This window comes from Vibrio chagasii (genome assembly GCA_041879415.1).
Classification (GTDB): Bacteria; Pseudomonadota; Gammaproteobacteria; order Enterobacterales; family Vibrionaceae; genus Vibrio.
Genome location: CP090851.1, coordinates 1,866,746 through 1,880,705 on the forward strand (window position 1 = coordinate 1,866,746; position 13,960 = coordinate 1,880,705).

Genomic DNA, 13,960 nt, shown 5'->3' on the forward strand with positions numbered 1-13,960 from the left:
CATGACCAAACAATCTATTTTTACCCTACCAACCCTCAAAGGAGCCGGTGACAAAAAACACATTGGTAACCTTGTGGGTTCGTCTCTCGCTCTTGCTATCGCTAAACTCGCAGAGCAACACAACAGTCATACTGTACTTGCTGTACCAGATCCACAAATCGCACTCAAGCTGCAATCTGAAATTGAACAGTTTACGGCGAGCGAAGTTGCACTATTCCCAGACTGGGAGACTTTGCCTTACGACAGCTTCTCTCCACACCAAGAGATCATTTCAGATCGTATCGCGCGCCTTTATGCCTTGCCGACCTTAAAGGATGGCATCACGATCGTGCCGATCAGCACGCTACTCCAGCGCCAATCACCACGTGACTTCTTGCTACAACACACTCTAATGGTGAAAACTGGTGATCTTTACTCACTAGAGAAACTGCGCCTGCAGCTTGAAAAATCTGGCTATCGTTACGTTGACCAAGTATTTGGTCCGGGTGAGTACGCGAGCCGTGGCTCTATTCTTGACCTGTTCCCAATGGGCAGTAAGGACCCTTATCGTATCGATTTCTTTGATGACGAGATCGACACCATCCGAACCTTCGATCCAGAGAACCAACGTTCTATCGAAGACATCTCTGAAATTCGACTATTACCCGCGCACGAGTTCCCAACTTCGGAAACAGCGATTGAAGATTTCCGTATTCGTTGGCGTCAACAATTCGATGCACGACGTGAACCAGAATCGGTTTACATGCAGGTATCTAAAGGCACATGGCCTGCTGGTATTGAGTACTGGCAGCCTCTATTCTTTGATCACACAGAAACACTGTTTGACTATGTCGCTGACGAAGCACAGATTTTGGTTTTAGGTGATGTCGAAACCGCTGTTGATTCTTTCCTTGCTGATGTCGCACATCGATACGACCAACGTGGGGTCGATCCATTACGTCCTCTATTAGCACCAGAACAACTTTGGCTGAAAAAAGATGAACTGTTCGCACACTTCAAGCAAAAACCACAGGTCAACCTAAGCCTAGAGTCTATTGAAGAGAAAGCTGGACGCATCAACCTTCCGGTTACTTCACTGCCTGATCTCAGTGTTCAACACCAAAACAAAGAGCCTTTAGCTAACCTAAGAAAATTCACTGAAGCCTTCGATGGCAAGGTTGTTTTTTCGGTTGAGTCAGAGGGTCGTCGTGAAGCATTAAGCGAACTACTTCGCGGTATCAAAGTACGACCAAACGAAGTAGAAAACCTCGATGCAGCCGTTAAGGCCAACGACAAGTTCAGTCTGATCCTAGGTTCTGCTGAACACGGTTTTGTTCACGAAGAGAAAAACCTCGCGCTTATCTGCGAAAGCGACTTACTTGGTGACCGCGTTGTTCAACGCCGTAAGAAAGATAAGAAAAGCGTTAATAGCGACACGGTTATCCGCCACCTGGCAGAGTTAAAACCAGGTCAACCTGTTGTGCACATTGACCACGGTATTGGTCGTTACATCGGCCTGCAAACCCTCGAAGCCGGCGGCATGAAAACCGAATACGTGACGCTTGAGTACCAAAACGATGCCAAGTTATACGTGCCAGTTGCTTCTTTGAACCTTATTGGACGTTACTCTGGTGGCGCCGAAGAATCCGCGCCACTGCACAAGTTAGGTGGTGAGGCTTGGCAAAAAGCGCGTAAGCGTGCCGCTGAAAAAGTACGTGACGTTGCCGCAGAGCTGCTGGATGTCTACGCCAAGCGCGAACTTAAACCTGGCTACAAATTTGTTTTGGATCGCGGGCAATACGCAACCTTCAAAGCTGGCTTCCCGTTTGAGGAAACCGATGACCAAGCGATGGCAATCAATGCGGTTATGTCTGACATGTGCCAAGCAAAAGCCATGGACCGCTTAGTGTGTGGTGATGTTGGTTTTGGTAAAACCGAAGTCGCGATGCGCGCGGCTTTCGTGTGTACGGACAACAGTAAACAAGTAGCGGTTCTGGTTCCGACGACCCTACTTGCTCAACAACACTTCGAAAACTTCCGAGACCGTTTCGCGAATTTACCGATTCGTGTTGAAGTGCTTTCTCGATTCAAATCGGCTAAAGAGCAAAAAGCGATCATGCAAGATGTCGCGGACGGCAAGGTTGATATCCTAGTCGGTACTCACAAACTGCTCTCTAGTGATATCCAGTTCAAAGACCTTGGCTTACTGATCGTCGATGAAGAACACCGCTTTGGTGTCCGTCAGAAAGAGAAAGTAAAAGCAATGCGTGCCGATGTCGACATCCTAACGCTGACTGCAACCCCAATCCCAAGAACGCTCAACATGGCGATGAGTGGGATGCGTGACCTATCGATCATTGCAACGCCACCCGCACGACGCTTGGCTATCAAAACCTTTGTTCGTCAAAGTGACGATGCGGTGGTAAGAGAAGCTGTACTTCGTGAAATCATGCGTGGTGGTCAGGTTTACTTCCTCCACAATCAAGTTGACACCATTGAGAAAACCGCAGAGTCATTACAAAAGCTGATTCCAGAAGCGCGGGTAACGGTCGCTCATGGTCAAATGCGAGAGCGCGAACTAGAACGCATCATGAACGATTTCTACCACCAACGCTTTAACCTGCTGGTGTGTACAACCATCATCGAGACCGGTATCGATGTTCCGACAGCCAACACCATCTTGATGGACCGAGCCGACAACCTAGGTCTAGCGCAGCTTCACCAATTGCGTGGTCGTGTGGGTCGTTCTCACCACCAAGCCTATGCGTACCTACTGACGCCACATCCGAAAGCGATGACTAAAGATGCGATTAAGCGATTAGACGCGATTGCCTCTTTGGAAGACTTGGGAGCTGGCTTCACTCTCGCAACACACGATTTAGAGATTCGTGGTGCCGGTGAGCTGTTGGGTGATGAACAGAGTGGTCAAATCCAATCTGTCGGCTTCACACTATACATGGAGATGCTAGAGCAAGCGGTTGAGGCATTGAAAGAAGGTCGAGAGCCATCACTTGATGATCTGTTACGTGAGCAAACTGAGATTGAGATGCGCATCCCTGCGCTATTGCCAGACGACTATATTCCAGACATCAACACACGCTTATCAACATACAAACGTATTGCGAGCGTGAGTGACACGGATGAGCTTGCGGAGCTAAAAGTCGAGCTTATCGACCGCTTTGGTATTCTTCCTGACGCAACCAAGAACTTATTATCGGTTTCCGAGCTTAAGTTAGCGGCGGCCTCTATCAAGGCGAAGAAAATTGAAGCGCACGATAAAGGCGGATTTATCGAATTCTACCCGGATGCTGACATAAACCCGAACTACCTTGTTAAACTGTTGCAATCTCAACCGCAAAAGTTTTCAATGGAAGGACCAACTAAGTTCAAGTTTACGATACCATTGGTCGACAGACGGAAACGAATTCAATTTGTTAGTGATCTATTAGGCGAATTCAGACAAAACTTGCTGCCTTCAGCGTAAAGCCTAATCCACTTGCACATATAATTTATCCAGCCGGTAGTGCGGCTGGAAAACGGAGTAAAAATGAAAAGACTGATCCCACTGCTACTATTGTTCGTCTCACTGCCAAGTTTGGCACAGAGACAATTTGATATAGAAGTGATCATTTTTAAGCGCGCAGTTGATGCCGAGAAGGTGAATGAGTCTTGGCCAAACACACAGCCAAAGATTTCACTTGAGCGCGTTGGTTCATTTCAGGACACCCAGTACCGAGCAAGTAAAGGGGTAAAAATGCTCCCTTACTCGGAGTACAAACTGACGCCCCAGAAAGATAAGCTGAAGCAGCATGCTGGCTTTGAAGTACTGATGCATACGGCTTGGCGTCAAGGCGATCAAGGTAAGAGCTCAGCACCTGTGTTCCACATTCAAGCAGGTAAAGACTTCTCGAAACAGTTCAATGCTGACGGTTCAGAAAAAGGCGCTGTAACTGCATCTGCAGATGGCTTCCAAGAAGAGACTATCGACAAGCCGCTTTACGAGCTAGACGGCAAGCTACAAATCTATGTTCAGCACTACCTATACGCTGAAACCACTCTGGATTTGAAAGCACCAAGCGTTCGTGAAGTGAAGCTGCAAGAACAGCAAATCGAACTCGACTCTCCAGTAAGCGGTGCTGAGAGCAATGTTCAAGTGGGTAACCTAACGGAAATCTCACCAACGGTTGAAGTCGAAGAGTTCCTTAAGAGCTACCGTATGGAGCAAAAACGTCGCATGCGCAGTACTGAAACTCACTATCTTGACCACCCGCTTCTTGGCATGGTGATTCAAGTTCGTCGCGTTGCTCAGTAACCTGCTCGAGTGATATAGCGACTAAACTAGTTGGTTTGTTAGCACCCAAGCTATACTCCTACTAATCATTCAAAACGCCCTCCATCGTGAGGGCGTTTTATTAAGCTACAGACTTTATTGCCCGGTCTAATTGGTACGCCCTATGAGCCCTGATTTCCAGATCAATACAAAAAACCTCAGTCTAAGAATTATTGAGCCTTCTGACGCTCACGAGTTTTCTCAACTGATCAAGTCTTCCCCTAGCTTACTGCCGTGGGTCGACTGGTGTCATGATCGGTTCTCTATCGCAGAAGCTGAAAAGTTCATTCTGGCGACTCGCTTAAACTGGGTGAAAGCCGATGCGTTTGGCTTTGGCATTTTCGAGCGAAAAAGCGATAAGCTGGTTGGCATGGTGGCAATCAATGAGCTTTACCACACCTTTAATATGGCGAGTTTAGGGTATTGGGTTGGCGACCAATTTCAACGAAAAGGCATAGCAAAGGAAGCGATGCTAGCTCTGTTTGAATTTTGCTTTGCTCAGCTCAAATTGACGCGTTTAGAGATTGTCTGTGATACCGAAAACCTACCAAGCCAAAAGCTCATAGAGAAGTGTGGTGCCCAGCGAGAAGCCATTGCCAAGAATCGCTTTATCTTCAACGGTAAGCCAAAAGATGGTGTGGTTTACTCTGTATTGCCACCGGTGGCTTAGCAATACTCAACAAGGCAACCACTTAACTGACACGATCAAAAAAGAGCTCAGAAGAGCTCTTTTTTACTATCAGCGTTAAGCGTTTTGAAAGCTTAACTCTTCTTCGAAAAGCTAACTGATTAGTGAAGCTTTAGATTTGGACGTAGAACACGGTTAATACGACCAACCAACATCATTAGAGATGTCTTGATGATTCCGTGAAGCGCCATCTGGTGCATGCGGTACAAAGAGATGTAAACTACACGAGCAATACGACCTTCAACCATCATCGAACCTTTAGTCAGGTTACCCATCAGGCTACCTACCGTAGAGAAACGGCTTAGTGATACTAGTGAGCCTTTATCTTTGTAGATGTAGTCTTTCAGGTCACGACCGTTCAGCTTAGCAATGATGTTGCTGAATGCGCAGCTTGCCATTTGATGGGCAGCTTGGGCACGAGGTGGTACAAATGAACCATCCGCCTGTGTACATTGTGCCAAGTCACCGATAGCAAAGATGTTGTCATCAAGCGTCGTTTGCAGCGTGTTTTTTACAACCAGCTGGTTGATACGGTTAGTTTCAAGACCACCAATATCTTTCATGAAATCTGGCGCTTTGATACCTGCAGCCCATACCATGATTTGAGCTGGGATCTTGTCGCCATCTTTCGTTGTTAGGCCATCAGCGTCCGCTTGCGTCACCATTGTATTAGTGCGAACGTTCACACCAAGCTTAGTCAGCTCAGAATGTGCAGCACTTGAAATACGAGGAGGAAGAGCAGGAAGAATACGCTCGCCCGCTTCTACTAGGTTTACGTTCAACTTGCTTGAGTCTAGGTCGCCGAAACCGTATGTACGAAGCTCTTTCACAGCGTTGTGAAGCTCAGCCGACAGCTCTACACCAGTCGCACCCGCACCAACAATCGCGATGTCTACCGTACCTTGACCGTTCTTAGCATGCAGCTTTAAGAACTGGTTGTTCATTTCGGTACGGAAACGGTGAGCTTGCTCTGGGCTATCAAGGAAAATACAGTTATCACGAACGCCTGGAGTATTGAAATCGTTAGACGTTGAACCCAATGCCATAACCAGAATGTCGTATTCTAGCTCACGGCTTGGCATCAGCAATTCACCGTGCTCATCTCTCAGCTCGCTAAGTGCAATCACTTTACGCTCACGATCGATGTCGTTCAGGCTGCCCATTTGGAAATCGAAGTAATGGTTTTTTGCATGCGCGCGGTAACTTAACGCATCAACACCTTCATCTAGAGAGCCAGTTGCTACTTCATGAAGTAATGGCTTCCATAGGTGGCTTGCTTTACGGTCTACCAGTGTAATCTGGGCACGTTTCTTACGACCTAAAGTGCGGCCAAGCTTAGTTGCTAGTTCTAAACCACCAGCACCGCCGCCTACTACGATAATTTTTGTCACAATGACAATCCTCTACAAAATGAATAAATAGGGTTCGGCTCGATTACTCCAACCGATAAATTCTATGTATCTACCCGGCCTTTAAATAAGGCTGTGACATATTGGATAACCGCGAAAAAGAATAACGACAGCTCACCGAGTAGTTAGAGGGATTACAAGCAACAAACATCCGCTTGTCGACTTGCTCACGTGGATAAAAAAGGTGACAACCTTAGAGGCAGTACACAAATAATGGGCAAGTTTTATCACTCGCTCTCAATTTTTTTTGATATTTATCAAAATATTTTGCTTTGGAACATTATATATAGCAAACCGATGACCGCAACTAAAATCCTTACCCTCAATGAGGATTCGCCGCCAAATAGTTAACGTTTGCGCAAACTTATCAACATAGCAGCTACGACAGCATCATCAATAGTAACGTTACATTCAAAATAAAAAAAAGCGGCACTCATTGAGTGCCGCTTTTTATAAAATACTTAGTATGTTAAGCGTCTTTGAAAGCTTTCATTGCTTGAAGATGTTGAGAGATTTTTTTGAATTTATGGCTCTCTTTCTCATCCCAAATCACATCGTAGTAATCTTCGAGTGCAGCAGCAGTTTTGCTATTGTCGTGAATTTCATCTTCGCGAGAAAGCACCACTAGGCAGCGACCTTTGTTTTTCATGCGGTACTGTTCCACACACTTAGTCGCAATATCTTCGTACTCTTCAGGACGATCGATTCGGCCCACCATGTTGTTTTCAGGTTGAAGATTTGGATTGAAAATAACCTGTTTGATACCACACAAGAAGCCAATACGCTCAGACCAAAAACCGCCTAAACCAACACCACAGATAATCGGATGTGGGTCGTCTGATTGCTCTATCACTTTGTGCACCTCTTTCAGTAGGTGCTGCATGTCGTGCTTTGGATGCAAAGTACTGTAGTTGATGAAACGAACGTCATCATCAATGAATTGCAACTGCAGTATTTTTTCGTGATTGCCCGGGCTTGTTGAGTCGAAGCCGTGAAGATAGATAATCATTGTACCTCCCCCATTGAATATTGGTACGTTTTGATCAATCTAACACGAAAAACAAGGTTTTAAAGGGAAGACCATCGAAATTATATTTTTCACTTCCTAAACGTGATCCTAGCTACAGAAAGTGTGACTCAGAGCCTCAGCTTCACGCAGATAACTTTCATCGCCCCACAGTTGATGGGCGAGCAGATACCACAACATTGCCATCATTCGGCTTCGTGGTAACCACGCTTCTACACCATCTAGCCAAGGCTGAACATCGTGAATACCGCGCAGCTGACAATACTTTTCAACCGTTTCTTGCACCGGGGCACCTGCGACTGAAATGGTTAAGGTTAGATCTAATCTAGGGTCAGCAATTGCCGCGTATTCCCAATCAATAATTTTAATCCCGTCGCTGTTCTTCACTAGGTTATAACCGCCTAGATCAAAGTGACATAAGGAGAGCTCAACACTCGAGATACTTGGCGTTGTGCGCCACTCTTTATAAATGATGCTGTAGACTTCTGTCTTATGAACGGCATCAAGCTGAAGCCAATAATGGTCCACTCTCGCTGTAAAGCTAAACGGCTTAAGTGGTAACCGTGCAGTGTTAACCAAATGCACAGAGATAAGCGTTTTCAGAAGGTCATCAATACCTAAACCTTCATAAAGCGTATCCCCAGCAACCCATTCAACCAATAAGCCCTGCTCATTCACCACTATCGGGCTTGGTCCAATACCGAGACGCTCGATGGCAGACAACACTTGGTACTCTTCATGACGGGAAATAAAGAAGGCATTGGTAATTGATGTGAGCGGCCGCCACACGTATTCAGAACCATCAGCAGAAACCAGCTTCCAACATCGGTTAGTCAGACCACCGGTGAGTGTCTGAGCCTTCACTGGCGGCTGCGAAAAATAGCCATCAAGCGAACTCAAACTGGTATCAAGAAGCTTAGCCTCAGACCAAGAAAAAATTGCCATTGCTCATTCCCTATTAACGTATTCGTTTCCCTACAAAAAAGACACTGACCAGAGCCAGTGTCTTCAAATATCAGCACATCATGTACTGAATTGGCGTGTGACCAATCTATTCACTTTCAATAGTAAGTGTTCATAGTTGGCAGTTAAGCGAAATTAAAGACCCAGTAGACTCTTAGATTGTTGCTTACGGATTTCAGTCTCGTCAGCCCACTCGATCAAGCCAGACTCAAGGTCCATCAGGCGCATAGTCATTTTGTAGTACACGTCTTCGTCGCTGCCCGCTTTCTTAACGATGCTTGATAGGTTGCCGTACAGCATGTACTGAGCACCAACCATCTTACCGAACTGAATCGCAGAGCTTTGGTTCACTAGCTCATCGTTGTTTTGGAAGTTTAGTTGGTCACGAACAGACTCTACACGGTCCATATCAACAAAACGGAACTTACCAGAGTTCAGCATTTTAGTACTGATTGTGTCAGTGATTGACTCAGTATCGATGTGCTCACTTGTTTTGTTCTTGATTCGCTCTACGAACACGATTGGACGCTGATCACGAGTAATGTAAGACACTGAACCAGAAGCCATCATGCTATCAACCATCTCACCAGCAATAGTTTGAAGGTCAGTTGAACCGAAATCGATTGTCGTGGTTTCTACTGCTTGTGCATCACCGTAGCTTACCTTGTTCGAACAACCGCCTAAAATAACCGCTAAGCCTAGTAGCGCAATGACACTCTTTTTCATGATGTTTCCTCAACTTATCATTGAGTGGGGTTACCCACACTCTTAAATTTTATCTGTGCGAATCAATTCGCTTTCTTAAGTGCTAGTCCACGTTAACTTGCACCGGTTATAACTAAATCTGTTCTTACTGCTCTCGAAACTGCACTCGGAATTGAGTCGCTTTCGGGTTTACCGATACTTCCGACAACGAAATGCTTTCAAAGCCACGTACAATCGCTTGCTTCCAAGGCCCTTGCTTCAAGTTGACCTCAAGCCCAGCATCGTCATACCAATAGAAACGATAAAGGATATGTTGGTCACCTTTATAGTTACTGTTTAAGCGGACAATACCTCGAGTGTGACCATCAATCTGATCGGTACGAATATCTTCAACTTGTAAACGGCTGCCCAATACATTGTCGCCAAAGAATACGTTCTGAGTCAGACTATCCACCCTTACGCCAGCTGTATTATCAGCACAACCAGCCAGAGCCATAACCGCTGCTAAGCTCACTAACCACTTTTTCATTACAGCCTCCCTAGCTGTTTATGCCACATTGTTGCGTTGTTTCCTTGTCGAGAAATCCATACCAAAGTGGTCTGCCCTTCTCGAATATCAAAATCGTAGGTTTTAGCGCCCGCTTCCAAGGTATATTGGCCGCTGTTTGCTACAAACGTGCTGCTCTTAATCTCAGCTGGTAATGATTGCCAACTGCGAGTGTCTGGTTGCTCTGTCAGCGTGTTCCACACATTGAACAAAATGTTGCCAACGTCATCACCCTTGGTTGCCTCTTTGCGAATGCGGTCTTTTGCGACCACACGCAGTGCTTGGCGAATAACAATGCTCGTCATACGCTCAGAGAGATCGTTCTGAGCCATGGCGTTTACGTCGGTAATCAAATGCTCTTGCAGCGGCTGCCCACTGATTCGTAACGGAGAAAAACGCTCTACGTTCTGACTTGGGTAATATGGCAGCGCAAGAGAGTATATTGCTCCCTGATCGCGACTGTCATAAACAGGTAAATCTAATCGCCAACTGTCCATTGCTTGAACAGCACTCTGCTCTTGAAGAACAATCACGCGCCCTTGCCCGCTACTTAGCTTAGATGACTGCTTGTAACGCTTCTCGAGTGTCGCTAAATCCTGTCGCATACCTAAGCGTGCGGCCGTTGCCATAGTTCTGTCGATAATCTCTTGGTTATCAGGCATCACCGCCAATGCACGTCGATAATCAACATAAGCACTGTTTAAGTCGTTTGAAGCTTCATAAAGCAGGCCCGATAAAAACATCAGATAAGCATTTTGTACTGACTGCAGCTTTTTACCCGCATCTGGGTAATTCGCGAGAATACTGCCAACATTGGCAGATAGCCCCTGCTTCTTCGCATCGCTGGCTGCTCTTTCTAGCTCAGCCTCACGCTGCTTCTTTGCTTGCTCTTGAACTTGGTTGGCGCGACGCATTTCAATCACCGCACCTTCTAAATCGTTTTTCTTTAGATAATTCAAACCGAGGTAGAGATGAAGAAAGCCTAACTCGTAATCGGGCGGCACATACTCGGTAATATTGTCATTTACAGCCAATGCACCCACGCTGGTTGCACTGTCTGAAATTGAAATGACGGCTTTTCTCTGCTGCTCGGTAACAGCCTGATCCGCCGCTTCAAACGAAGACTTACTCTCTGGGTACTTTTGATCCAACAGATTGATTCTGCCTCTCTCAAAATTATCGAGAATATCGCCTGCTGCGTAATCTGGTAACTCTTGTTGAGCCTCTGAATAATCTCCAGATTTAACGGCTTGATAGATACTTTTATTTTGTGCGCTGTAATGACTGAACAGATTACCTGCAGACATACTCGCGCATCCCGCGGTCAGCGCCGATAGTAGGGCAATGGAAGCGAATCTAAACTGTTGCTTCACTTATCGTCTCCGTACATGTTTAAAATGCCAACTTTATTAGGGTCCCGTTATCAAAACGAAACGTGCTGTAAAAAGGATCTCAAGCAAGTAAATACTTGCTTCATCGGGCTCTGGCTAAGCAAAACCGATATTCAGACAACAGATAACAATTAAAGTTGGCATACAAACAACAAATTTTCCAACTTGTTGTTTGTGTTAATTAACTCATTAACTTTCTAGCTCGTTCATTGACTATTTTGTTAACTCGTTAACTTATTTGATTAGCTCATAAGTAAAGGGCCAAGCGGACGGCCACCAACTAAGTGCATGTGGATGTGGTAAACCTCTTGGCCACCATGAGAGTTACAGTTCACGATAAGACGGTAACCATCTTCCGCGATGCCCTCTTCTTTTGCTAGCTTACGAGCAACAGTAAACATGCGCCCCATCATTGCTTCATCTTCCACTTCAACATCATTGGTCGTTGGGATCAGCTTATTAGGGATGATAAGGATGTGACTAGGAGCGCGTGGATTGATGTCACGGAACGCTGTCACTAAATCGTCTTGGTATAGCAGATCTGCTGGAATTTCTTTATTAATGATCTTACTAAAGATGGTTTCTTCAGCCATGTTTTTCTCCGATAAAACATTTACTTTTTAGTGTTTTGAGTATGCGCTATGCCGCATCAAACCACAATAAACCTGCTGTAAAGCTTAATAAAAAACACCGTTCAAATCAAAGAAAACTGGTCTTAGCTCTCAAGAATGGCATGTTGATTATAACTGAGCGCTATTTTTGACGTGTGCGTCATAAAATGCGTAAGAGGAGCTCAATAGAATGCTGACAATTTTGTTAGTTTTACTTTGACCTGACATTAGGTCTGCATTTTATTTAGGGAGAAAGCCATGAAGGGATCTGTGATCAAGCGTATGTACGCTGGTTTCGCACTGATCATCATCATGTTCGCAGTCACGATAACCATCATGATGAACAGCATGAATCAGATACACAGCAATTTTGAGAGTGTTTCAGAAACCTCATTACCGCTTGTTGCGCTTTCCAATCAAACAAGTGTCCAATTGCTTTCTGCTGATAAGTCATTCAAAGATTTCTTAACCACACAAAACGCTGAACGCATGTCTGCAATGCGCACAGAATTTGCTGCGTCACAAAACGCTTTTTCAGAAGTTCTTGGCAATCTTGAAGCAGCAAGCCAAAACAACAGCTCCCTCATCGAACGCATTACTCAGCTAAGAGCCATGGAAGAGCGCTACTTTACTGAAGCAGATGAAGCGATGAACAATTACGTCGCGATGTTTGAAGCACAAGAGCAAGTACAAAAAGCATCACGCGATTTCCAACGCCTACACTCTGAGTTGACCGTTGGCATGAAAGAGTACGTAGCCGACCAGAAGAGCATCTCTGTGAAAGTAATGGCGAAAAGCTACTTCATCAAACTACAAGACGCAGAAGTAATCACATCAGACGCACTTGCGAGCTCTGATGTGGCATTCGTACAAAAAGCCGTTAACCAAAACAAGAAAGCCGTTACTCACCTAAACTACGCCTACCGCGGTTTAGCAACACAGCTACCTGCTCTTAAGAATGTATTCGATGAATCAGTTCAGAAGTTCACTAAAGACGTAGGCCAAAAAGGCGGTGTTCTTGATAAGCACAACAACTACCTACAAGCGAAGCAAGCACTTTATGTAAACATCGCTAATCTAGCGGTTGAAGTAGACCAAGCGATGGCAGTGCTAGACTCATTTAACGTAACAGCCGAAGAACAACTTAACTCTTCATTGGCAGACGCGAGCAGCATCTACGATAAAGGCCTTTTCAATGCTATTGCTATTGGTGTGGTTGTAACACTATTCGCTGCAGCGATTGGCTACCACATTGCTCACAGTGTAAGAGAACCACTAACCCGTATCCTTAAGACACTAGAAGGCCTAACAGAAGGCGACATGACACAGCGCATCGATATTCGTTACAACAACGAATTCAGCCGTGTAAGTGGTCATATCAACACCTTAGCCGATAATCTGCACAATATTCTTGTGAAGCTTAACGATGCGTCAGATGACCTAACCAAAACAGCAAGCGTTAACCAGAAGACTTCTTCAGAAACCCAGGCTCAATTGAACAGCCAGCGTGAGCAGACTGCGACAGTAGCGACAGCGATGACAGAGATGTCTCACTCAGTACAGGAAGTGGCGAATAGTGCACAAAGCTCTTTGACTATGGTTCAGCAAGTTGAAACCGCTTCTGAATCGGGTCGTCAGATCATGAACACCAACATCAGCACCATCAACCAACTGGAAACTCGTTTGACCGAATCAGTTAGTGCGGTGGGTGAACTGCAACAGATGAGTAGTCAGATTGGCTCAATCCTAGACGTAATTCGCGGCATTGCAGAGCAAACTAACCTACTCGCGCTAAATGCTGCGATTGAAGCGGCGCGTGCTGGTGAGCAAGGTCGTGGTTTTGCGGTCGTTGCCGATGAGGTTCGTGTACTGGCACAGAAAACAACGCAATCTACAGCTGAAATCGAAACTATGATCAGCAACCTACAGTCCAGTTCGAAAACAGCAAGTAATGTCATTGAAAGCTGTATGAGTGATATGGACATGTCGGTACAACAAGCATCGAATGCCAATAGTGCAATGGAAGAGATTCAAGCCTTGATTCTAGAAATCAGCCATATGAGTACTCATATCTCTCAAGCAGCTGCTGAACAGAGTGAAACGTCAGGCGATATTGCGCGCAATATTGAAGACATCAACCACATTGCCGATGCAAGTTATCAAGCAATGTCATCAATAGCTGAGGCGAGCCAAAACCTAACAATTCTTGCGAATCAACAAGGTGATTTGGTTCATCAATTTAAGCTATAGATAAATGATGAAACCATAGATATTAGGTGAGAATGTTGGGACTTCTTACCCAATAGTGGT

General features: G+C 45.4%; 11 protein-coding genes. 4 read left to right on the forward strand and 7 right to left on the reverse strand.

Annotated features, from left to right (window positions below):
* The first annotated feature begins 1 nt into the window (after position 1).
* The 3 genes from mfd to L0991_08320 all read left to right on the forward strand — a co-directional run bounded on the left by mfd (position 2) and on the right by L0991_08320 (position 4,979).
* Positions 2-3,463, forward strand: a complete 3,462-nt coding sequence (mfd, locus tag L0991_08310) for a transcription-repair coupling factor (protein ID XGB61451.1) — start codon at positions 2-4, stop codon at positions 3,461-3,463.
* Between the two features lie 63 nt (positions 3,464-3,526).
* Positions 3,527-4,291, forward strand: a complete 765-nt coding sequence (locus L0991_08315; protein XGB61452.1) for a peptidoglycan binding protein CsiV — start codon at positions 3,527-3,529, stop codon at positions 4,289-4,291.
* A gap of 142 nt (positions 4,292-4,433) precedes the next feature.
* Entirely contained in the window at positions 4,434-4,979 is a 546-nt protein-coding gene (locus L0991_08320; GenBank protein ID XGB61453.1) for a GNAT family N-acetyltransferase, read from the forward strand.
* 119 nt (positions 4,980-5,098) lie between these two features.
* Here the strand turns inward: L0991_08320 and L0991_08325 are convergent, their stop codons facing one another.
* From L0991_08325 to hinT, 7 genes are all read right to left on the reverse strand, one after another.
* On the reverse strand, positions 5,099-6,388 hold the full coding sequence (locus tag L0991_08325) for an NAD(P)/FAD-dependent oxidoreductase (GenBank protein XGB61454.1): 1,290 nt from the start codon (positions 6,386-6,388) through the stop codon (positions 5,099-5,101).
* 487 nt (positions 6,389-6,875) lie between these two features.
* Complete coding sequence (ycfP, locus tag L0991_08330) at positions 6,876-7,415, reverse strand: alpha/beta hydrolase YcfP (protein ID XGB61455.1); 540 nt, start codon at positions 7,413-7,415, stop codon at positions 6,876-6,878.
* Between the two features lie 108 nt (positions 7,416-7,523).
* Complete coding sequence (locus L0991_08335; protein XGB61456.1) at positions 7,524-8,378, reverse strand: phosphotransferase; 855 nt, start codon at positions 8,376-8,378, stop codon at positions 7,524-7,526.
* A gap of 153 nt (positions 8,379-8,531) precedes the next feature.
* Positions 8,532-9,122 (reverse strand): penicillin-binding protein activator LpoB, encoded by a 591-nt coding sequence (gene lpoB, locus L0991_08340; protein ID XGB61457.1) that lies wholly within the window; start codon positions 9,120-9,122, stop codon positions 8,532-8,534.
* 124 nt (positions 9,123-9,246) lie between these two features.
* Positions 9,247-9,630, reverse strand: a complete 384-nt coding sequence (locus tag L0991_08345; GenBank protein XGB61458.1) for a YcfL family protein — start codon at positions 9,628-9,630, stop codon at positions 9,247-9,249.
* Positions 9,630-11,021 carry a hypothetical protein gene (locus tag L0991_08350; GenBank protein XGB61459.1) on the reverse strand — a complete coding sequence of 464 codons (1,392 nt, stop codon included), beginning with the start codon at positions 11,019-11,021 and terminating at the stop codon, positions 9,630-9,632. Before L0991_08350 ends, L0991_08345 begins: the two co-directional genes overlap by 1 nt.
* Positions 11,022-11,281: 260 nt before the next feature.
* On the reverse strand, positions 11,282-11,632 hold the full coding sequence (hinT, locus tag L0991_08355) for a purine nucleoside phosphoramidase (GenBank protein XGB61460.1): 351 nt from the start codon (positions 11,630-11,632) through the stop codon (positions 11,282-11,284).
* A gap of 276 nt (positions 11,633-11,908) precedes the next feature.
* On the opposite strand from hinT, the gene L0991_08360 reads away from it, so the two are divergent.
* Entirely contained in the window at positions 11,909-13,900 is a 1,992-nt protein-coding gene (locus L0991_08360; protein XGB61461.1) for a methyl-accepting chemotaxis protein, read from the forward strand.
* Positions 13,901-13,960: the final 60 nt, after the last annotated feature.